17 protein-coding genes are annotated in these 18,605 nt (G+C 70.2%); 5 read left to right on the top strand and 12 right to left on the bottom strand.

What is annotated here, in order from left to right; translation table 11 throughout:
• Positions 1 to 129: 129 nt before the first annotated feature.
• On the bottom strand, positions 130 to 798 hold the full coding sequence (locus tag ACFC79_RS35215; protein ID WP_376248953.1) for a response regulator: 669 nt from the start codon (positions 796 to 798) through the stop codon (positions 130 to 132).
• Positions 795 to 2,072 (bottom strand): sensor histidine kinase, encoded by a 1,278-nt coding sequence (locus ACFC79_RS35210; protein WP_376248952.1) that lies wholly within the window; start codon positions 2,070 to 2,072, stop codon positions 795 to 797. The genes ACFC79_RS35215 and ACFC79_RS35210 overlap by 4 nt, the downstream gene beginning before the upstream one ends.
• A gap of 252 nt (positions 2,073 to 2,324) precedes the next feature.
• Here ACFC79_RS35210 and ACFC79_RS35205 point away from each other — a divergent pair, with 252 nt between their 5' ends.
• Positions 2,325 to 2,915: a GNAT family N-acetyltransferase gene (locus tag ACFC79_RS35205; protein ID WP_376248950.1), complete on the top strand. Its 591-nt coding sequence runs from the start codon at positions 2,325 to 2,327 to the stop codon at positions 2,913 to 2,915.
• A 160-nt stretch (positions 2,916 to 3,075) separates the two neighbouring features.
• Here the strand turns inward: ACFC79_RS35205 and ACFC79_RS35200 are convergent, their stop codons facing one another.
• The 10 genes from ACFC79_RS35200 to ACFC79_RS35155 form a co-directional block, all read right to left on the bottom strand.
• Positions 3,076 to 4,845 (bottom strand): type VI secretion protein, encoded by a 1,770-nt coding sequence (locus ACFC79_RS35200; RefSeq protein WP_376248949.1) that lies wholly within the window; start codon positions 4,843 to 4,845, stop codon positions 3,076 to 3,078.
• A gap of 1 nt (position 4,846) precedes the next feature.
• The gene (locus ACFC79_RS35195) at positions 4,847 to 6,265 is read right to left on the bottom strand and encodes an ATP-binding protein (protein WP_376248948.1); all 1,419 of its coding nucleotides are present in this window, start codon (positions 6,263 to 6,265) and stop codon (positions 4,847 to 4,849) included.
• Positions 6,266 to 6,420: 155 nt separating this feature from the next.
• A complete protein-coding gene (locus ACFC79_RS35190; protein ID WP_376248946.1) occupies positions 6,421 to 7,971 on the bottom strand; it encodes an SCO6880 family protein in 1,551 nt (516 codons plus the stop codon).
• Positions 7,968 to 9,317: a hypothetical protein gene (locus ACFC79_RS35185; protein ID WP_376248945.1), complete on the bottom strand. Its 1,350-nt coding sequence runs from the start codon at positions 9,315 to 9,317 to the stop codon at positions 7,968 to 7,970. The genes ACFC79_RS35190 and ACFC79_RS35185 overlap by 4 nt, the downstream gene beginning before the upstream one ends.
• Complete coding sequence (locus ACFC79_RS35180) at positions 9,307 to 10,170, bottom strand: hypothetical protein (protein ID WP_376248943.1); 864 nt, start codon at positions 10,168 to 10,170, stop codon at positions 9,307 to 9,309. Before ACFC79_RS35180 ends, ACFC79_RS35185 begins: the two co-directional genes overlap by 11 nt.
• Before the next feature lie 276 nt (positions 10,171 to 10,446).
• Complete coding sequence (locus ACFC79_RS35175) at positions 10,447 to 10,755, bottom strand: hypothetical protein (RefSeq protein WP_018101695.1); 309 nt, start codon at positions 10,753 to 10,755, stop codon at positions 10,447 to 10,449.
• A gap of 294 nt (positions 10,756 to 11,049) precedes the next feature.
• Positions 11,050 to 11,676 carry a DUF402 domain-containing protein gene (locus ACFC79_RS35170; protein ID WP_376248942.1) on the bottom strand — a complete coding sequence of 209 codons (627 nt, stop codon included), beginning with the start codon at positions 11,674 to 11,676 and terminating at the stop codon, positions 11,050 to 11,052.
• Between the two features lie 81 nt (positions 11,677 to 11,757).
• Complete coding sequence (locus ACFC79_RS35165) at positions 11,758 to 12,006, bottom strand: DUF397 domain-containing protein (RefSeq protein ID WP_376248940.1); 249 nt, start codon at positions 12,004 to 12,006, stop codon at positions 11,758 to 11,760.
• Positions 11,999 to 12,193 (bottom strand): DUF397 domain-containing protein, encoded by a 195-nt coding sequence (locus ACFC79_RS35160; protein ID WP_376248938.1) that lies wholly within the window; start codon positions 12,191 to 12,193, stop codon positions 11,999 to 12,001. Before ACFC79_RS35160 ends, ACFC79_RS35165 begins: the two co-directional genes overlap by 8 nt.
• A gap of 21 nt (positions 12,194 to 12,214) precedes the next feature.
• Positions 12,215 to 13,066, bottom strand: coding sequence for a helix-turn-helix domain-containing protein (locus ACFC79_RS35155; protein WP_376248936.1), 852 nt, complete (start codon positions 13,064 to 13,066; stop codon positions 12,215 to 12,217).
• Positions 13,067 to 13,262: 196 nt separating this feature from the next.
• On the opposite strand from ACFC79_RS35155, the gene ACFC79_RS35150 reads away from it, so the two are divergent.
• From ACFC79_RS35150 to ACFC79_RS35135, 4 genes are all read left to right on the top strand, one after another.
• Complete coding sequence (locus ACFC79_RS35150) at positions 13,263 to 13,703, top strand: ATP-binding protein (protein WP_376248934.1); 441 nt, start codon at positions 13,263 to 13,265, stop codon at positions 13,701 to 13,703.
• Between the two features lie 377 nt (positions 13,704 to 14,080).
• Entirely contained in the window at positions 14,081 to 16,471 is a 2,391-nt protein-coding gene (locus ACFC79_RS35145) for an alpha/beta hydrolase (protein WP_376248932.1), read from the top strand.
• Positions 16,468 to 17,097: a hypothetical protein gene (locus ACFC79_RS35140; protein ID WP_376248931.1), complete on the top strand. Its 630-nt coding sequence runs from the start codon at positions 16,468 to 16,470 to the stop codon at positions 17,095 to 17,097. Before ACFC79_RS35145 ends, ACFC79_RS35140 begins: the two co-directional genes overlap by 4 nt.
• Positions 17,098 to 17,485: 388 nt before the next feature.
• Positions 17,486 to 18,463, top strand: coding sequence for an NlpC/P60 family protein (locus ACFC79_RS35135; RefSeq protein WP_376248954.1), 978 nt, complete (start codon positions 17,486 to 17,488; stop codon positions 18,461 to 18,463).
• Positions 18,464 to 18,605: the final 142 nt, after the last annotated feature.

Here is an 18,605-nt window from a genome sequence, read left to right as displayed (position 1 = left end):
GCAGGGGGGACCCTGTGGGAGAGTAGGTCGCCGCCGGACTCCTTTTGTGGGAAGCCCCGTGCCCTTGTGGCACGGGGCTTTTCCGCGTTTCAGGGCCCTTCCCCGCTCAGGGAAGGGCCCTTCTTTTGTTCAGGCCGGGGTGACCAGGTGGGTGTCGTAGGCGAGGATGACTGCCTGGACGCGGTCGCGGGAGCCCGTTTTCGCGAGAATGTGTGTGACATGGGTCTTCACCGTCGATTCGGCGAGGTGGAGTCGCTCGGCGATTTCGGAGTTGGTCCAGCCCCGGCCGACGACCGTGAGGATTTCTCGTTCCCGCTCCGTGAGGGCCGCGATACGGGGGTCCTGGGCGGTGGGGCCGCCGCCGGGGGAGGGCGGCAGGTGTTGCACGTACGTGTCCAGGAGACGGCGGGTGAGGCTGGGGGCGACCACCGCGTCCCCGCCGGCCACTGCCCGGATGCCCGACAGGAGCTCTTCCGGCAGTGCGTCCTTGATCAGGAAGCCACTGGCGCCGGCGCGCAGGCCGTCATAGGCGTAGCGGTCGAGGTCGAACGTCGTGACGATGAGTACGCGGGTGCCGATTCCGGCCCTGACCATGCGGCGGGTGGCTTCGATGCCGTCCAGAAGAGGCATGCGGATGTCCATCAGTGCCACGTCCGGGTGGTGCCGGGAGGCCAGTTCCAGGGCCTCGTGGCCGTTGGCGGCCTCCCCGACCACGGCCATGTCGTCCTGGCTCTCCAGGAGCATGCGGAAGCCGAAGCGCTGCATCGGCTGGTCGTCCGCGATGAGCACGGTCGTCACGAGGGGGTGTCCTCCAGGGGAAGTCGCAGGCGCACCCACCAGCCGGCGGGGGAGGCGGTGCCCGGCCGTCGTGGGCCTGCTTCGAGTGTGCCGTCGTAGAGGGATGCCCGTTCCCGCATCCCGGTGATGCCCTGACCGGTGCCTCGCCCCGGCTCGCCCGCGGGGCCGTTGACGGGGGTGCCGGTGTCCGTGATCAGGACCTCCAGCTCCGTCGGGCGGTAGATGAGAGTGATCTCCGCGGTCAGTGACGGTTCAGGTCCGCCGTGCTTCAGCGTATTCGTCAGGGACTCCTGCACCACCCGATAGACCGTCAACTGCCGTCCGGCAGTGGCTGCGGTGGGCGGCGGCGTGCCGCGGACACGCAGACGTACCGGAAGACCCGCCGCGCGGACATCGGTGAGCAGGGCGTCGAGGTCGTCGAGGGTGGGCTGCGGGGTGCGTTCGGCCTCGGCGGGGTGGTCGCGCAGGACCCCGAGCAGACGGCGGAGTTCGGTGAGGGCCTGGCGGCTCGTCGTACCGATGGCCTCCAGCGCCTGTGCGGCGCGGTCGGGGTTCTTGGCCGCCGCGTAGGCACCGCCGTCCGCGAGACCCGTGATGACGGACAGGTTGTGGCCGATGATGTCGTGCATCTCGCGGGCGATGCGGGTCCGTTCGGCGGCGGCCGCGAGCCGGGCCTGCTGGTCGCGTTCGCGTTCCAGCCGGTGGGCCCGGTCGACGAGGGCCGCCGTGTACTCCCGGCGGGTCCGGAACGCGATCCCGACCAGTGCCGCCAGCGCGAATGCCCAGACATGCGGGACGAACAGCAGGTCCCACCCGTGCGGGAAGCGCAGCGAGCCGACCACCAGTGGGGCGGTGGTCAGTGCCGCCGCCCACGCCAGTGCCCGCACGGGCTGCCGCAACGCGATGTTGAGGACGACGATCTGCTGGAAGTAGGCGGCCTGGACGACGGCGCCCGTCCAGACGTTGACCAGGGAGAACGGCAGCATGAACGTCAGAACGGCGAGCGGATGCGTGCGGCGCCACAGCAACGGCACGGAGAACGCCAGGCACATCATCAGCACCACCGGCTCGGGCGCGTGCGGGTTCACGGCCACGGTCCGCCAGCCGCCCGAGGTGAAGTCGAGTACGGCGCTCACCACCCAGACCCCGGTGAGCAGGACGTTCCAGACCGCGGGGTGGCGTGTGTCGAACGCGCGCACGCGGTGCAGCACGTCCTGGACGTGCCCGGTGAGTGCGGTGGTGTTCGAGGCCCGTTCCTCGTTCTCGTCCGTCACGTGTCCATCCTTGCCGTCGGCCGTACTGCCGGTCTCAGCGGCCCTCTCATACATCGCGTCGGCGCAGTAGCAGGGCGGCCGCGCCCGGGGACGCGCCGGCCCACGGGTACGGGAGGCTACGCAAGGAGGCGGGCGCGGGCGTCCGACTCGGGTCGGGACGTGGCGGTGCGCGTAGTACCGGGGTACGACGTCCGGGCAGGAGCGAGGGAAAGTTGTTTGTGCAGGTCGGGGCGGTGGGGGCAGGATCGGTGGATGGAACATGTGATGCGAGTCGTGCGGGCTGATGAATGGCGCGCGGTCAAGGAGTTGCGGCTTGCCGCGTTGCAGGACCCGGTCGCTCCGGTGGCCTTCCTGGAGACGTACGAGCAAGGTGCGGCGCACTCCGACGCGTTCTGGCAGGACCGGGCGCTCGGTGGGTCCGAGGATGGTGACGGCGAGGTGCGGCAGTTCGTCGCCGAGGCGCCCGACGGGCGGTGGGACGGCAGCGTGACGGTGCTGATCGAGCGGCCGGACGCGGGCGTGCGGTTCGGTGCGACTGCCGATGTCCACCAGGCGCATGTGGTCGGTGTGTTCGTGCGGCCGGAGGCGCGGGGCGCCGGCCTTGCCGAGGAACTGTTCCGGGTCGCGACCGACTGGGCCTGGTCCCTGGGCGAGCCGCCGATCGAGCGGGTGCGGCTGTATGTCCACGAGGACAATCCGCGGGCCGCGGCGTTCTACCGGCGCATCGGGTTCGTCCCCACCGGGAAGACGGAGCCGGTGCCGGGGGACCCGTCCGCCCGGGAGATCGAGTACGCGGTGGGAGGGCCGGAACAGGACACCGGTGCCGATGGCGCCGGTTTTTGAGGGCGCCCGGTCCTGGTGGTGTCCGGTTTCGGTGGTGCTCGGTCGGGCGCCCGGTTCCGGTGCTCGGCGCTTTCGGCCCGGCTCGCTTGGGGTTCGGTGCTCCATGCGTCCGGCCGATGGTGCTTCGAGCCGGTGGTGCGTGGTCGGTGGGGCCTGTTGATCAGTGGGGGTCCGTGAGCTCCTGCGGCCAACGGGCGCGGGCCTGTTCGCGGGAGCGGAGGAGGGCCAGGGTCGGCATGCCCAGGGTGTGACCGGTCGCCAACAGCTCCGGCAGTACGGGGAGGGGCGCCACGGCGGCGACGTCGTCGAGCACGAGCGTCATTGGTGGGTCGAGCCGACCGTCGGCTGACCGTGCGGCCAAGCGGCGGCCGTGCTCGACCACGTGTGAGGCGAGCGCCGTGAGCAGGGGCATTGCTCCGGGGCCCGAACGGGGATCCTCGATCGGCTCACCCACCACGAAGAGTGTGCCCCCTTCGTCGATGAAAGATGCAAGCGCGAGCGAATCGGCGCGATTCGATGTGCAGGCGTTGCGGATGTGGACGGAGGAGAGCGCGCCGAAGGCCCGAACCGTCAGTTCCTGTGCCGCCTCCCGGCGTTCGGGATGGGCGGTGAGGGCGGACTCCAGCAGGCCGGCGAGTCCGGACGCCGCCTTGGGGTGGGTACGGAGCAGGCGCACCGGCTCGTGGGCGTTGCCGCCGAGGGCCCAGCGGTGGATCTGGCGGAAGGGGCGGCCGTCGACGGCGGCGGCGTGCAGCCAGCACTTCAGGAGCGTTTCCGCGGTGTCGGCGGTCGCCGCGTCCATACGGGCCTGCGGCCGGACCGGGGCCAGCAGCGCGGCGGCCCGGGATGTTGCCGTGTCCGGGTCCTCGCACCCCGCCGTGGGGGACCAGCGGAGGCGGGCCGGGGTGTCGCAGAGGTGCCCGGGATCGTGGACGAGCACCGGGCCGAGCTTGGCCCGGGCGTCCTTCGTCTCGACCCAGACCGTGGGGTCCGAGGTGATGACGAGCGCGGGTCCGTCGGCCTCCTGGATCGCCTGGACCACGGTCGGGCGGCGGGTGGCGGGCGGCCCGTAGACGATGTGCGGGGCACGGGGGGAGGGGAGGGCAGGGGCCTTCTCGGACGGCACGTGCGCCGTCCGAGAAGGCGTGGCCGAGGCGGCGGGACGGGGGCCCGGGACGGGGTCACCGGCGGGGACGGGAACGGGGATGGAGGAGGCGGATGCCGACGGGGTGGGCTGTGGCTCCGGCCCCCCGGCCGGGGCGGATTCGAGGGCGGCGGACGCCGGTGCGGGGGAATCCTGCCCGGAGGGCGCGGGCTCCGGGTGCCGGGGTGGCGGCTGCTGCGGCGCCCGGTGTCCCGGATCCACGTTCGGGGGTACGGGCGTTGGGGGGTGCGGATCGGGGCCGGGCTTCCGTTGCCGGGGCCGTGCGGCAGCGGTGTCGGCCGCCGTCGTCCCCGTGCCGGCCTCCGCCGCCGTCGCCGACTGCGAGCCCGCTTCCCCGTACCATCCGTCGCGCCGTCGGGCCCGTACCGCCCGCCAGCGGGTCACCACCCCCAGCACGAACACCGACAGCACCAACAGCACCATCAGCTCGCCGATGAACAGGCCCCAGAACAGCCCGTATCCCGAGAGTTCGCCCGCGGGGGTGTGGGGCCAGGCGGCCGGGAGGTCGTGCGGGGCGGCGGCGAGGCGGCGTATGGCGGACGGGGTCCCGGTGAGGGTGACGCCCTCCGGCCAGGCACCGTGTGCGAACAGTCCGGCGAGGCCGGTGGCCGTCCATGCCAGGAGTGCCAGCCCGAGCAGAAAGGCCAGCAGGCCGATCAGCAGTCCGTCCGGGATGCCGCCGCCGCTGCCTCCGTTGCCGCCACCGCCGTAGCTGCCGCCGTACCCGCCGCCGTTTCCGGTGCGTCCGTCGCCGCGCCCCGCCACGTCATGCCACCGTTGACTCGGACGACTCGTTCAGCTGTTGCTGCTGCTCGATCCGGGCCGCGCGTTGTTCCGCTTCGAGGTCGGCGGCGAGCATGTCGTCCGGGACGCTCTCGGCCGCGGACGACTCGGTCATCGCGCGGTCGGTGAAGACCAGGGGCCGTTCCGCCTCGGTGATCAGGTGTTTGACGACCTGGACGTTGCCGTTGACGTCCCAGACCGCGATGCCGGGGGTGAGGGTCGGGATGATCTCGACAGCCCATCGGGGCAGGCCGAGCACGCGTCCGGTCGCTCTTGCCTCGTCGGCCTTCTGGGCGTAGATCGTCCGCGTCGAGGCCATCTTGAGGATCGCCGCCGCCTCGCGGGCCGCCGCACCGTCGACGACGTCGCTGAGGTGGTGGACGACCGCGACGAACGAGAGACCCAGTCGGCGCCCGAACTTCAGCAGACGCTGGAAGAGCTGGGCCACGAAGGGCGAGTTGATGATGTGCCAGGCCTCCTCGACCAGGAAGATGCGCTTCTTCCGGTCGGGCCTGATCCAGGTGTGCTCCAGCCAGACGCCGACGATCGCCATCAGGATCGGCATGGCGATCGAGTTCCGGTCGATGTGCGAGAGGTCGAAGACGATCAGCGGGGCGTCGAGGTCGATGCCGACGGTCGTCGGCCCGTCGAACATGCCGCGCAGGTCACCGTCGACCAGCCGGTCCAGGACGAGGGCGACGTCCAGGCCCCATGCCCGTACGTCGTCTATGTCGACGTTCATCGCCTCGGCGGACTCGGGTTCCGGGTGGCGGAGCTGCTCGACGATGTCGGTGAGGACCGGCTGCCGGTCGGTGATCGTCTCGTTGACGTACGCGTGGGCGACCTTGAGCGCGAAGCCGGACCGTTCGTCCAGGCCGTGCCCCATCGCCACTTCGATGATCGTGCGGAGCAGGGCGAGCTGACCGGTCGTGGTGATCGAGGGGTCGAGCGGGTTGAGCCGGATGCCGCCGTTCAGGGCCGCGGTCGGGTCGAGGCGGATCGGGGTGAGGCCGAGCTCCTGCGCGATGAGGTTCCACTCGCCGACGCCGTCCTCGCCCTGCGCGTCCAGGACGACGACCTGGCGGTCGCGGAAGCGGAGCTGGCGGAGCACGTACGTCTTCTCCAGCGCCGACTTGCCGTTGCCGGATTCGCCCAGCACCAGCCAGTGCGGGGCGGGCAGCTGCTGTCCGTACAGCTGGAAGGGGTCGTAGATGTAGCCCTTGCCGGAGTACACCTCACGGCCGATGATCACGCCGGAGTCACCGAGGCCGGGGGCCGCGGTGGGCAGGTAGACGGCCTGGGCCTGTCCCGTCGATGTGCGGACGGGCAGCCTCGTCGTCTCCACCTTCCCGAAGAGGAAGGCGGTGAAGGCGTCCGACAGTGCGGACAGCGGATCTCGCATGGCGTGACCGACCTCCCTCTCGGTTCTCTCGGTTCGCCGAGCGCTCGGGGGCGCTCGGTCCCTCGGTGCTCGGTGTTTGTCGGTTGGTGCGGTGATGCGATCGGTGCGGTTGAGCTGTCGGTTCGGGTGTTCTCGTCGGGTGTTTTGTCGCGCGGTCAGTGCCGGATTCCGGTGGCGAACGGCAGGGTGTTCACGAAGGCGCGGTGGTGCTCGCGGTCGCACCACTCCAGCTTGAGGTACGACTTGCCGGCGGAGGCGCGGATCGTCCGCTTGTCGCGGGCGAGTGCCTCGGGCGAACGTGAGGAGACGGTGATGTACCCCACGAGGTTCACCCCGGCCGCGCCGCTCGCGAGGTCCTCGCCCCGCTGGTCGAGCCGGCCGTGCGCGGCGATGTCGCGCGGGTCGACGGTGCGGTTCATCTTGGCCTGGCGGCTCGCCTCCGCCTCGTCGTTGGTCTTCTCCGTGAGCATCCGCTCGATGGCGATCTCGGTGGGTTCGAGGTCCATGCAGACCGCGACCGTGCGGATCACATCGGGCGTGTGGACGAGGAGCGGCGCCAGGAAGTTCACGCCGACCGGCGTCATCGGCCACTCCTTCACCCAGGCCGTGGAGTGGCACCAGGGGGCGCGGGTCGCCGACTCCCGGGTCTTGGCCTGGAGGAACGTCGGCTCGACCGCGTCCAGCTCGGCTGGCCAGGCGTTGCGCTTGGTCATGGCCTGGATGTGGTCGATCGGGTGGTCGGGGTCGTACATGGAGTGCACGAGGGAGGCGAGCCGGCTCTGGCCGAGCGGCTGGCGCACCCGGATGTCGGCCTCGGCGAGGCGGGCGCAGATGTCGGTCAGCTCGCGCGCCATGACAACGGCGAGGCCGGCGTCCCGGTCGAGTCTGCGGCCCTTCTCGGGGCGGGCGGCGCGGGCCATGGCGTTGGCCTCGGCGGCGAGCTCGCGGGTGTAGTGCATGCAGGCGACGAGGTAGGCGCGGTGCTGCTCGCTGGAGGTGGAGACCATGGACTGGAGCTGGTCGTACGACTCCTGGAGCCAGAGCGGGGAGGTCCTGTCGCCGCGCTGGGCGACGTCCTTGGCGTGCGCGTCGGGGTCGGCGGGAAGGGTGCGGGCCAGCATCTGGATGCGGGTCACGAAGCCGTCCCCGTTGGCGACGTGCTTCAGCAGGGTGCCGAAGCGGTCGACGAGCGCCTCCTGGTCCTCGCTGTCGCGCAGGCCGACCCCGGGGCCCTCGATCTCGATCGCGGCGGTGACGGTGCGCCGGTCGGCGTGCAGGAGCACGGCGATCTCGTCCGGGCCGAAGGGGGCGGCCAGCCAGTTGATCCTGCCGATCCCGGGCGGCGGGCCGATCTCGACCTCGCGCCCGTCGCCGCGGACGCCGGCCTCCATGGCACCGGAGCGATAGGTCGTGCCGCGGCGCAGGATGCGCTTGTAGCTGCGGTTGATCTCGAACCACTTGTAGAAGGTGCGGTGCTTGTACGGGACGTACACGATCGCCAGGGCGAGGATCGGGAAGCCGACCAGCAGCACGATCCGCGGGCCCAGGTACGGGATGCTCAGCCCGCTCACCATGCCGAGGAACGCACCGGCGATGATCAGCGCGATCTCTCCGGTCTCGCGGTTCTTGCCGACGATCGCGTTCGGCCGGGCCCGGCCGATCAGATACGTACGGCGGGGCGCGATCGTGTGGGACGGAGTCGTCAACGCGCTCCACCTCCCGTGCTGTTGTTACCTGTGCTGCCTGATCCGCGGCCGGTGCGGCTGCTGTGGGGGGTGCCCGAGGTGGGAGCCGACCCGCTGCGTGGCGACGGTGTGGCGGGGGACCCGCCGGAGCCCCGGGAGCCGTGCGCGGCGACACCGCCGCTGACCGGGTTGGCGGGCCTGGCCCCGCCGCCGCTGTCGTTCGGACTGTTGCGGCCGCTGTGGGTCTTGATGCCCTGGGAGACCAGGGCGGCGGGGGAGCTGATCATCGCGGCGGCCTGCGAGCCGTCGGTGGCCTGCTTGCGGTTGGTGCGCGCACCCTGGATCTCGTCGCCGAAGCCGGGGACGAAACGGTAGATCATCGCGGAGGCGAAGATCGCGAGGAGGATGATGGCGAGGCCGGACACGACGGCGGAGACGGCGTCCGGACCCTTGTCCTGGGAGAGCGCGCCGGCCAGCGCGAGCACGATGACGATGACGGGTTTCACCATGATCACCGCGATCATGATGCCCGCCCAGCGGCGGACGTGTCCCCACATGTTCTTGTCGACGAGACCGGCGTAGACGACAGTGCCGAGGAGGGCGCCGACGTAGAGCAGGGCGGCCCGGATGACCAGCTCCAGCCAGAGGACGCCCGCGGCGAGGATCGACACCAGCGAGACGACGATCAGCATGATCGGTCCGCCGCCGATGTCGGAGCCCTTCTTGAGGGCCTCGGCGAACGATCCGAAGAACACGTCGGTCTGGCCGCCCGAGGACGTGGCGATGACCTCGGTGACGCCGTCGGTCGCGGAGACGACGGTGTAGAGGATCAGGGGGGTGAAGGCCGAGGCGAGGACCGTCAGCCACAGGAAGCCGACGGCTTCGGAGATGGCGGTGGTCAGGGGGACGCCGCGGATCGCGCGCTTGGCGACCGCGAGCAGCCACAGGACGAGCGTCAGGACGGTCGAGGCGGCGAAGACGATCGCGTACTGCTGGAGGAACTTGGAGTTCGTGAAGTCGACGTTGGCGGTGCTCTTCACGGCTTCGCTGAGCTTGTCGACGATCCACGCGGCGGCGTCGGCGCAGCCCCTGGCGAGGGAGGTGAGCGGGTCGAGAGAGGTGTCGGGGCCGGAGGGGGGCTTCCCGGGGGCGGCGGCGTCGCCGTTCTCGCAGAAGTCCTTGGCCCGCCCGAAGATGAGGTCGCACGAACTGTTGCTCCCGCTGGGGGAGGGCGCGGGTGTGGAGGCGGGCGTGGACGAGGGAGAGGGGTCCGCCACGGCCGTCGCGGCAGGCAGCAGCAGCGCGACCGGCAGGCTGCTCAGGACCGCGGCGAGGGAACGTGCGCGTGTGCGTCGGCTATCGGGCATAGGTGAAGCCTCCGTATCCCTTGACCGCGCCGGCGATCTCGTCCGCGGTCGAGGCACGGTTGTCGCCGTTGACGGGTGTGGGGCCCTGGCTCTGGCTCGACGACTCGATCTTCCAGTCGCCGCCGATCCACTTGAGTTTCTCCGTCACGGTGAACCACGAAGCGGTGACGGGCTTGGTGGAGTCGGGTCCGGCAAGTCCGACGAGTCCGGTGCACCAGACCTCGACGGTGGCCGTGTCGCCGGTGTGCTCGACCACCTTCGTGCCGACCGGGACCGTCCGGGAGACGAAGGTCAGGCCGTCGGGTGCGGTGCCGTTCCCGTCGAGGCCGATGTTCTGGAGGAAGCCCGGCGAGTACGCCTTCGCCAGGTCGGTCAGCAAGTTGTCCACGACGGCGGGGTCGTGGGTGGCCCGGACGATCGTCTGCCGGGTGTCCGCGCCGAACATCTCGATGGATCCCAGGGCCACCGCGAAGTTGGAGGCCGCGCTCTGCGCCCCCTGTTCGTCGTGGGCGAACCCCGAGGGAATGGTGCCGTTCTTCCCGGTGACCGGCTTCGTCCCCGTGGCCGCCGTGGACGACGAGTCCGGTGTGCTCCCGGGCTTCCCCGAACCGCCGTCGCCGCCCCGGCCGTCCCCGCCCATGTTCGCGAACGCGATAGCCGCGAAGAGCAGGACGACCACGCCGACCACCATGACGAGGGAGCGGGAGGCGCGGGCCGGGCGGCGGGCGGTGCCGTAGCCTTCGCCCTCGCTGTCGGGGAGGCGGGTACGGGTCTGGCGCGTCCCGCCGATCGTGCTGTAGGGATCGTCGGTACGGCCGGGGCCGCCGTAGCCGCGCTCGTCGTCAGGACTCATGCCTCGTGCGCTCCCTCAGCCATTTCCTCTGCCGTTGCCTGAATCAGGTAGTACGACGGTAGCCGTGCGGGCTCCCGCGCGGGCGCGGTGTGGTGACTCGACATCAGGGAGACGCAACCTCTGCCGGTGGGCACGACGGGCGGACGGTGGGGGAGTGGCGGACGGGGAGGGGTGGGGCGGACGGAACCGCCCCTGACGTGGGGCGGCAGCCGGTCGGTCGATCGGCTGCCGGTCGACCGGACGATCGAACAGCTGGCCAGATGGTCGATCAGCTGGTCAGACGGCCATTCCGTAGACGATGGTGAACAAGGTCCCGAGCGATCCGATGATGAACACACCGGTGAGACCGGCGACGATCAGCCCCTTGCCCTGTTCCGCGCTGAACGTGTCGCGCAGAGCCGTGGCGCCGATGCGCTGCTTCGCCGCGCCCCAGACCGCGATGCCGAGGCACAGCAGGATGGCAATGGCCATGACGACCTCGATCATCACGCGGGCCTCGTTGCCCAGGGTCCCGAACGGCCCCCAGTTCGGGGCGATTCCGCCGATGATGGTGGTGATGTCGCCCTTTTCAGCTGCCAGGATCATGTAAGTCACCGCCCCTGTTGGGTAGTTCGATGCCCCTGTCGCACGACACGGGTCGCCCTCTATCTTCGCTGATGAAACTGCATTCGCACGACGGCTTGACGGCTCTCTTTACCCGGATCTCGCACGTGTGACCGGTCTGACCATCCGACCGGTGGATCGAATCGGTGTATGAGCGAATATGTATGGTCACTCTGTGTATCACGGGGCGTGATCCCGGGCAATGACTGCCATCGCGTCATACCGGCCGGGACCCAGAGGGGTTGGGGTTGCCGGGGTGTTCGGTGTCGTGGCCGGTCAGAGCAGAGGGTGACGGCCGACCGGTGGGCGGGGAGGCGTCGTCCAGGTCGGAGGTGGCCGAAAATCGCACCAGGTGCCGTCGAAGGGAAACGTTCCGGCCTCGGCGAGTCGGGCGACCGCGCGACCCTCGTCCCGGATGGCCGACGCCTCGGCGGCCGTCCAGTAGGCGGGGTCCCCGGTCTTCTCGGCGAACGACCGTTCGTCCTTCCACCGCCAGCTCCGGTCCGGTGCCACGTCGATGTCGAGTTCGTGGTCGACGATGTCGATGTCGTCGCCGCGGTGGACCCGGCGCTCCAGATTCACGTACCAGCCACGGAACTTCCCCCGGCGGCCGAACAGCCAGAGCACCGAGTGTGCCGCACCGGTCGGTTGGTAGAACAGCGCGCTGCCCATCGGCCACCGGTCGGCGACCAGCGGGTAGCCGTCGGCCGGCCGCTCGTGCGGCGCGATGTCCCGCAGGTGTGCGCCGCGCGGGAGCTTCGTGCGCCACATGGGCGTGCCGGTCTCCATCCACACCAACTGGCCCGCCTCGGTGCGTTCGACGAGGCGGACGGGTACGGAGGCGCTCAGGTGGCCGCCGATGAAGAAGTTCCAGCGGAGTATCCGGCCCGGGGCGTCGGTCATACCGTTGATCATGCCCGGGGCGGACCGGGCGGACACGTGGGGAAGCGCCCGCGGCGGCGGCACGGTGGTCCGGCGTCGGTGTCAGGGCCGAGTGCCGGTGTCACGCTCGTCGACGCCCTCGACGAAGTGGTCGAACTCGCCGGCCCGGACGCCCTTGGCGAAGGCGTCCCACTTGGAGCGGGTGGTGGTGACGACGGTGGTGGGGTCGCCGGTCTCGCGGAGGTGGACGAGTCCGTCGGGGCCGAAAGCGATCTCGATCCAGGGGCCGGGCCCCTCGTCCCCCTCGGCGGCGGCACGGATCCAGGTCGGACCGGTGGGGACGTCAGTCATGGGCGGGGCTCTCCTCTGGGGCGCGCACCAGGGGTTTTAGGGCGGCGGTGGGGGAGGCGCGCGGCGCCGTCCCGGCGGGGTCGCCGGTCTCGGCGGGCCGGACGGCTCCGGGGGCCGGGGCGGCCACGTGCACGCAGGACTCGCCCGCACCGAAGTACGCGGACTTCTGTCGCAGGGGCTTCGGCATCGCGGATCCCTTCGGATCGGATCAGAGGCTCTGGATGATCCTGCGCACCAGGTCGCGCGACTCGGTGGTGTCCAGCGCCAGGAGTTCCAGGCGGTCCAGGAGCCGGCGGTACGTGAGCAGCTCGGCCTCCGCGTCCAGGAGGGCGATGCCGTGCGCCTGATCCAGTTGCACGGTGTCCAGCTGGGGTACGGCGCCGTGGACGTAACAGACGGGCTGACCGGTGCCCGGGAATCCGCCGGCCTCGAACGGGATGATCCGGATCGTGACGCCGTCGCGTTCGCTCATGGCCAGCAGGTGGGTCAACTGCTGCTTGGCGACCGCCGGACCGCCGAACCGCATGCGCAGGGCGGCCTCGTGGACGACCGCGCGGTAGGGCGCCGGCCGTTCGCGGAAGACGACGCTCTGCCGCTTGATGCGGAAGGACAGACGGTGCTCGATCTCCGGCGGTGGCAGGGCGGGGACGACCTGCCGGAAGATCTCCCGTGCGTGGTCCGTGGTCTGGAGCAGGCCCGGCAGCCCGGCGGTGTGCGAGGTGCGCAGCGCCGTGCCGTGATGTTCGAGTTCGGCGAGGTCCAGCAGCTCGGTGGGAAGGATTTCTCGGTACTCCTCCCACCAGCCGCGTCTGCGGTCGCCGGTCATGGCGGCCAGGGCGTTGACCAACGTGCCGTCCGCGCACGCGTAGTGGCAGGAGAGGGTGCGCACCCGCTCGGCGCTGACGCCGTAACGGCCCGCCTCGATGTTGCTGATGCGGGCCTGGTTGCCGCCCAGGAGCCGGGCGGCCTCCGTCGCCGTGATGCCGGCGCGTTCGCGCAGTTTGCGCAGCTCCGCCCCCAGTCGCCGGCGGCGGGCGGTCGGTGCGGTGCTGGACGACATCACATGCTCCCCGGCTCGGTCACTCGTACGAGGGTATCTGTCATGTAATTCATGAAGTTCATGGAATCTATTCCATGTCTCGCCCTAGTGTGTGACTCAGGCCACCGGCCCGGAAGTACCCCGTTCGACGGAGCGGCCTCGTCACCGGGCAACCACAAGCACACCTTTCAACTTTCCTCCGTGAACGGAGACTTCCATGGTCAGTGCCACGGTATCCCCGCCCTGGACGTACACCCTCCAACTACCGCGGGATCCCCGTGCTCCCGGCGTGGCTCGCGGGATGTTGCGCACGGTGCTGCGCGTGCACGGCATGGCCGAACTCACCGAGATTGCCGAACTGCTGGCGAGCGAGCTCGTCACCAATGCGCACCTCCACTCGTCGGGGCCGTACTCGTTACGCCTGTGCGATGCCGGACGAAGCCGTATCAGACTGGCCGTTCGGGACACCAGTCCGCGCATCCCCGCGCCCTTCCGCTGGGCGCCCGCGGCCCCGGCGGAGGCGGCGGAGCAAGGGCGCGGGCTGTACCTGGTGACGTTGTACGCGGAGAGCTGGGGCGCGATTCCGCTGCGCCGCGGTCTGCCGGGCCGGGGCGGGAAGCTGCTCTGGGTGGAGTGCGCGGCCGAAAAACCCTGGTGACGGGGGAGCGGGGCGGCCGGTTCGGTTTCGTATGGGGCGGTCCCTGCTTCGGGGCCGGTGAGTGAACGGTCCGGGATCGGTGCGGCGACTGCTCCACGGCTCCGGCCCCCTGGGAGCGGCGCGCCCGCAATGGCCGGTATCCATATGGTCGATGGCGGTACGCGACGGCGGTCACCTGGGATTTTGAGCCTGGCATTGGGCCCAGGGGCCCATGCCGCCTCCCGCGGTGGTGTGGTCGCATGACATGTACCGGGGGGGAACTGTCGCTGCGCCCACTCACAAAGTTGGGGAGACTCGCCGTGTCTGGCATACGAGTATTAACGGTACCGGGTGGCGCCGCTGTCGGCGCCACCGAAGCCCCTCCGGGTAGACAGCCGTTGCCACGCCCCTTGCAGGCGGTGCTGGTGCTCGTACGGCTTCTCTTCGCGGTCACGCTCATCGGTGTGGTCGATGCGCTCGTCGTCGCTTCGGCCGTCGACGCGGTGGACGGCCGGTTGTTGGGCATGTTGCTGTACGCGGCCCTGCCCGGTGTCATCGGCTTCGTGCTGTCGTTGTACCTGCGGACCGGAGGCGTCTGGGTCCGGCGCGGGCTCCTCGCCGTGCATGTCTGGCTCGCTCTCGGGGCGCTCGCGACCCTGCAGGACGGTGTCGCCGGGCAGGGTCCGGCGCAGCTGGTGATGCCGGTCGCCGTCGTCGTTCTGCTGAGTCGGCGCAGCTCGCGCGAGTGGTTCCGACTGCGGCCCGAACAGCGCGTGGAGCGCCGTCCGTTCAACTTCGCGCGGATGCTCAAGTGGCGGCGCGACGATGCCGGGCAGACCGCGATGGAGTACCTGGGCATGATCCTCGTGGTCGTGGCCCTCATCGGCGGGCTCGTGGCCACGGGAATCGGCGCGCAGCTGACCGGGCAGCTCCAGAACGCCATCTGCCAGCTGACCGGGAGTGCCTGTCCGCCGCCCGACGTGAACGTGGAGGCAGGCAAGGGTTCCGGGCAGACCGGCGGTGGATCCGGTTCGTCCGGCGGAGGCGGTTCCGACGGCGCGACGGTGACCGGTGGGACCGGGAGCGGCGGCGCCGACACGTCCGGCGGGTCCGGCGCCTCCGGTGGTTCGGGATCCGGTGGTTCGGACACGGGCGGCGCGGATTCCGGCGGTTCGGACACGGGCGGTTCGTCGGCGACGGGCGGTTCGGGCTCGGGCGGCGGTTCGGGCGCATCCGGCGGCTCGGACGCGTCCGGCGGTTCCGGCAGCTCCGGTTCGGATTCCTCCGGTGGTTCCGGTGAATCGTCCGGCGGCGATTCCTCTTCGCCGGTTGACGCGGGTAGACAAGAGGGCGGCCCGGGTTCCTCGAACCCGTCCGAGGGCGGCTTCCTCGACGGTGTCGTCGGTGACGACGGCCTGCTGGGCGACGTCAAGGGCGTCGTCAAGACGGTCTTCCACCCCGGTGACGCGGTCAAGGGCATCGGGGACCAGTACGGCCAGGCAGCACGCCGTGCGGGCGACAAGTGGGACAAGGGCCAGTACGTCGCCGCCGCCTGGGACATGACCAAGGCGTCCGGCGGAGGCGGCGGCGCGGTCGCCGGGCTGCCCGGCTCCGGGACCCGGGTCGAGCAGGCGGTGCAGAGCGCGACGCGCGACTACATCAACGACCGCATCCCGACCGGCGCCTCCCCGGCCGACCGCACGAAGTGGTGGAACGGGCTGACGCAGGAGCAGCGCGATCAGTACCTCGACGTCTCCTCGGACAAGATCGGCTACCTGGACGGCATTCCTGCGGCGGACCGCGACCGGGCCAACCGCAAGAACCTTCCGGAGCTGATCTCGAAGCTGGAGGGGAAGACCGACTCCAAGTCGAAGGACCAGCTCGCCGGTCTGCGGGAGATCCAGCGCCAGCTGGGCGAGAACAGCCAGCCGCCGATGTACCTGCTCGGCATCAGTGACGAGGGCAACGGGAGGGCCATCGTCTCCTACGGGAACCCCGACACCTCGCAGAACGTGTCGGCCTACGTTCCCGGGCTGAACACGTCGCTGGACGAGGAGTTCGCGAAGAGCGGCCTCAAGCGCGCCCGCGACACGGCGATCGGCGCCCAGGGGTACGAGTCGTCCAGCGCGGCGATCGTCTGGCTCGGCTACGACGCGCCGCTGGCGCCGGACGGCTTGCACAGCCTGGCCGTCGCGGGCACCAAGCGGGCGGAGAAGGGCGGGGTCGCCTACAACGAGTTCATGGCGGGCATCTCGTCCACCAACCAGATGCAGGACCCGCACATCACAGCCATCGGGCACTCCTACGGTTCGCGGACCGTGGGCGCCGCGACCCAGCACCCGGGGGGTATCCCGGGGGTCGACGACATCATCCTGGTCGGCAGTCCGGGGGTCGGCGTGGACCGCGCAGTGGACCTCGGGGTCGGTGCCGGGCACGTCTTCGTCGGTGCCGCCGAGAATGACCCGGTCACGCATCTGCCCTCCAAGGCCCAGGTCGCTGCGGGTACGGTGGGAATGATTCTGGGCGGCCCGGCCGGCGCGTACATCGCGGGCGACCTGGCCGACCGGGGCAACGACGATCTGTGGTTCGGCAAGGATCCGGCGAGCAAGGCGTTCGGGGCGCACCGGTTCCCGGTGGATCCCGGGACGCCGTTCATCAGTACCGGTGGGGTGAGCTTCGACGCGCACTCCCAGTACTTCACCCCGGAACGCGACGCCATGTCGGCGGACAGCATCGCTCTGATCGTGTCGGGACACTCCGACAGGCTCAAGATGGAGGAACAGCGATGAAGCGCAAGTTCCAGTTCGTCGCCGTGGCGCTGGCTGTCGGTTTCGCGTTGTCCGGCTGCGGCACCGAGCACGCGGGTTCGAACGGAAGCGGGAGCGGAAGCGCGAAGGCGTCCACCGAGGGCAATATGAGTACCAAGGACACCAAGGACCAGGGCGCCAAGGGGAACGGCATGAACATGCAGGAGGCCGCAGAGCGGTCCGACAGCATGCTCGACGCAGTGCTCAAGGAGATCAACCCCGAGGTGCAGTGGGCACACGGGCCCACGAGCACCGGCAGTTGCGACGTGACGCGTCGGCGCACGGTGATGACGATCGTGTCGGAGGCGCGTCGGCAGGGCTTCCTGGACCAGGTCGAGAAGTTCTGGGTCAAGAGCGGCTACCGCATCAAGGGCAAGAACAACGACGAGATGTTCCCGGCGGTCTATGCGCAGACGAAGGACGGCTTCGGGATCAGCGTCAGTGTCCGCGGCAAGGGCCAGGTGTTCTTCGAGGCGGACAGCCCCTGCGTGAAGGAGTCGAAGGTCGCGGCCTCCGCCTCCAAGCCGAACGGACCGGCGTACGAAGGGGTCTACCCGCTCCCGCGGCCCAATGTGCGCTCCGACTACTGGTCCACCGGAGCATCCTGATCAGCAGTCGGTAGTGCTGTGGCCGGAAAGGTTTGCCGGGAAGCTCGCGGCGTCCGGTGCGGTGCATCGCAAGGCGGAGGATCGCCCTCGTACTTGATGTACTCGGGTGATGCGACAACGCGGCGAGGTGCCGTACCGGGCGTCGCGAGCCGGTGAACCTTTCCGGTCGCAGCTGGTTCGTGCGCCCCAACGGCCGGTCAGTGCGCCCCACTGACCGGCCGTTGCGCCCCACTCGCCGGCCGGTGCGCCCCAGTGGCCCGTGAGTGACTCCTGTGACCCGGACGATTCGTACACACCCGCGAAACGGGCCATGAAAACCGTCCTGATGGGGGATGGTTGAGAGGTGCGCAAATACTGGGTGATCGGTGGTATCGGTGCGGGCACGGCCATGTCCTTCGTGGCGCTGCTCGTCGTCGGTACGTACTCGGCCGCCGCCGGACTCACGAGTTCCGGCAGGAGCGGCGCCATCGGGCTGGCCAAGGGGGCGGTGCCCGCGCAGTACCAGTCGCTCGTGCAGAAGTGGGGCAACCTCTGTCCGGCCATCAACCCCGCGCTGCTGGCCGCGCAGTTGTACCAGGAGAGCGGATGGAACCCCCGGGCCGAGAGCCCTGCCGCCGCCCAGGGGATCGCCCAGTTCATCCCGGGTACCTGGGCCGGGCACGGGATCGACGGCAACGGTGACGGCAGACGGGACGTATGGGATCCGGAGGACGCGATTCCGTCCGCCGCCTCGTACGACTGCGAACTTGCCGGGTACGTGAAGAAGGTGCCGGGCGATCAGACGGACAACATGCTCGCCGCGTACAACGCCGGGGCCTACCGGGTGATCAAATCCGGTGGTGTCCCGAACATCGCGGAGACGAAGAACTACGTCACCATCATCCGGTCCCTGGAGAAGAGCTTCGCCCGTCCGGTGGGGCGGATGCAGCCCTCGGCGCAGGCGGCCGGGGCGATCCACTTCGCGCAGAACAAGCTCGGCACGCCCTATCTGTGGGGTGGCAACGGCACGCCCGAGCAGAACGGGCGCTTCGACTGCTCGGGTCTGACCCAGGCCGCGTTCCGCACCGTGGACATCGAGTTGCCCCGGGTGGCGAACGACCAGTACAACGCCGGGCCGCACCCCGCACGCGACGAACTGCTCCCGGGTGACCTGGTGTTCTTCTCGAACGATCTGAGCAACTCGCGGGCCATTCATCACGTGGGGCTGTACGTCGGAGGGGGGTACATGATCAACGCTCCGTACACCGGGGCCGTGATCCGGTTCGACAAGATCGACGCGGCTGACTACTTCGGCGCGACGCGCGTGACCAAGGACGGGGCCGCGGCGCTTCCGACCGATCTTCCGGCCGACCGTCCGGGGGCGTGATGGCAGGACGCGACACCGGGGCATGGCACCGGGACGGCGCAGGGGTTCGGCGGTGGCCGGAACTCTCTGTAAAGCCTGGGCCCTGAGCTGCGACGACGAGTCACTCTTCGATAACGTCGTAGTGATCATTCGGTGGAGAGTG

This window comes from Streptomyces sp. NPDC056061 (genome assembly GCF_042266885.1).
GTDB lineage: Bacteria > Actinomycetota > Actinomycetes > Streptomycetales > Streptomycetaceae > Streptomyces.
Note: the sequence above shows the minus strand (reverse complement) of the source record. Positions and strands in the feature narration are given on the sequence as shown.

Bases quoted from the DNA above. Each gene is read 5' to 3' on its own strand.
- ACFC79_RS35170 (WP_376248942.1), bottom strand. From the start codon at position 11,676: ATGACCGACGCCCCGGGCCGGATACTCCGCTGGAACTTCTTCATCGGC.
- ACFC79_RS35205 (WP_376248950.1), top strand. From the start codon at position 2,325: ATGGAACATGTGATGCGAGTCGTGCGGGCTGATGAATGGCGCGCGGTC.
- ACFC79_RS35140 (WP_376248931.1), top strand. From the start codon at position 16,468: ATGAAGCGCAAGTTCCAGTTCGTCGCCGTGGCGCTGGCTGTCGGTTTC.
- ACFC79_RS35175 (WP_018101695.1), bottom strand. From the start codon at position 10,755: ATGATCCTGGCAGCTGAAAAGGGCGACATCACCACCATCATCGGCGGA.
- ACFC79_RS35150 (WP_376248934.1), top strand. From the start codon at position 13,263: ATGGTCAGTGCCACGGTATCCCCGCCCTGGACGTACACCCTCCAACTA.
- ACFC79_RS35160 (WP_376248938.1), bottom strand. From the start codon at position 12,193: ATGCCGAAGCCCCTGCGACAGAAGTCCGCGTACTTCGGTGCGGGCGAG.
- ACFC79_RS35195 (WP_376248948.1), bottom strand. From the start codon at position 6,265: ATGCGAGATCCGCTGTCCGCACTGTCGGACGCCTTCACCGCCTTCCTC.
- ACFC79_RS35180 (WP_376248943.1), bottom strand. From the start codon at position 10,170: ATGAGTCCTGACGACGAGCGCGGCTACGGCGGCCCCGGCCGTACCGAC.
- ACFC79_RS35155 (WP_376248936.1), bottom strand. From the start codon at position 13,066: ATGTCGTCCAGCACCGCACCGACCGCCCGCCGCCGGCGACTGGGGGCG.
- ACFC79_RS35165 (WP_376248940.1), bottom strand. From the start codon at position 12,006: ATGACTGACGTCCCCACCGGTCCGACCTGGATCCGTGCCGCCGCCGAG.
- ACFC79_RS35185 (WP_376248945.1), bottom strand. From the start codon at position 9,317: ATGCCCGATAGCCGACGCACACGCGCACGTTCCCTCGCCGCGGTCCTG.
- ACFC79_RS35135 (WP_376248954.1), top strand. From the start codon at position 17,486: ATGTCCTTCGTGGCGCTGCTCGTCGTCGGTACGTACTCGGCCGCCGCC.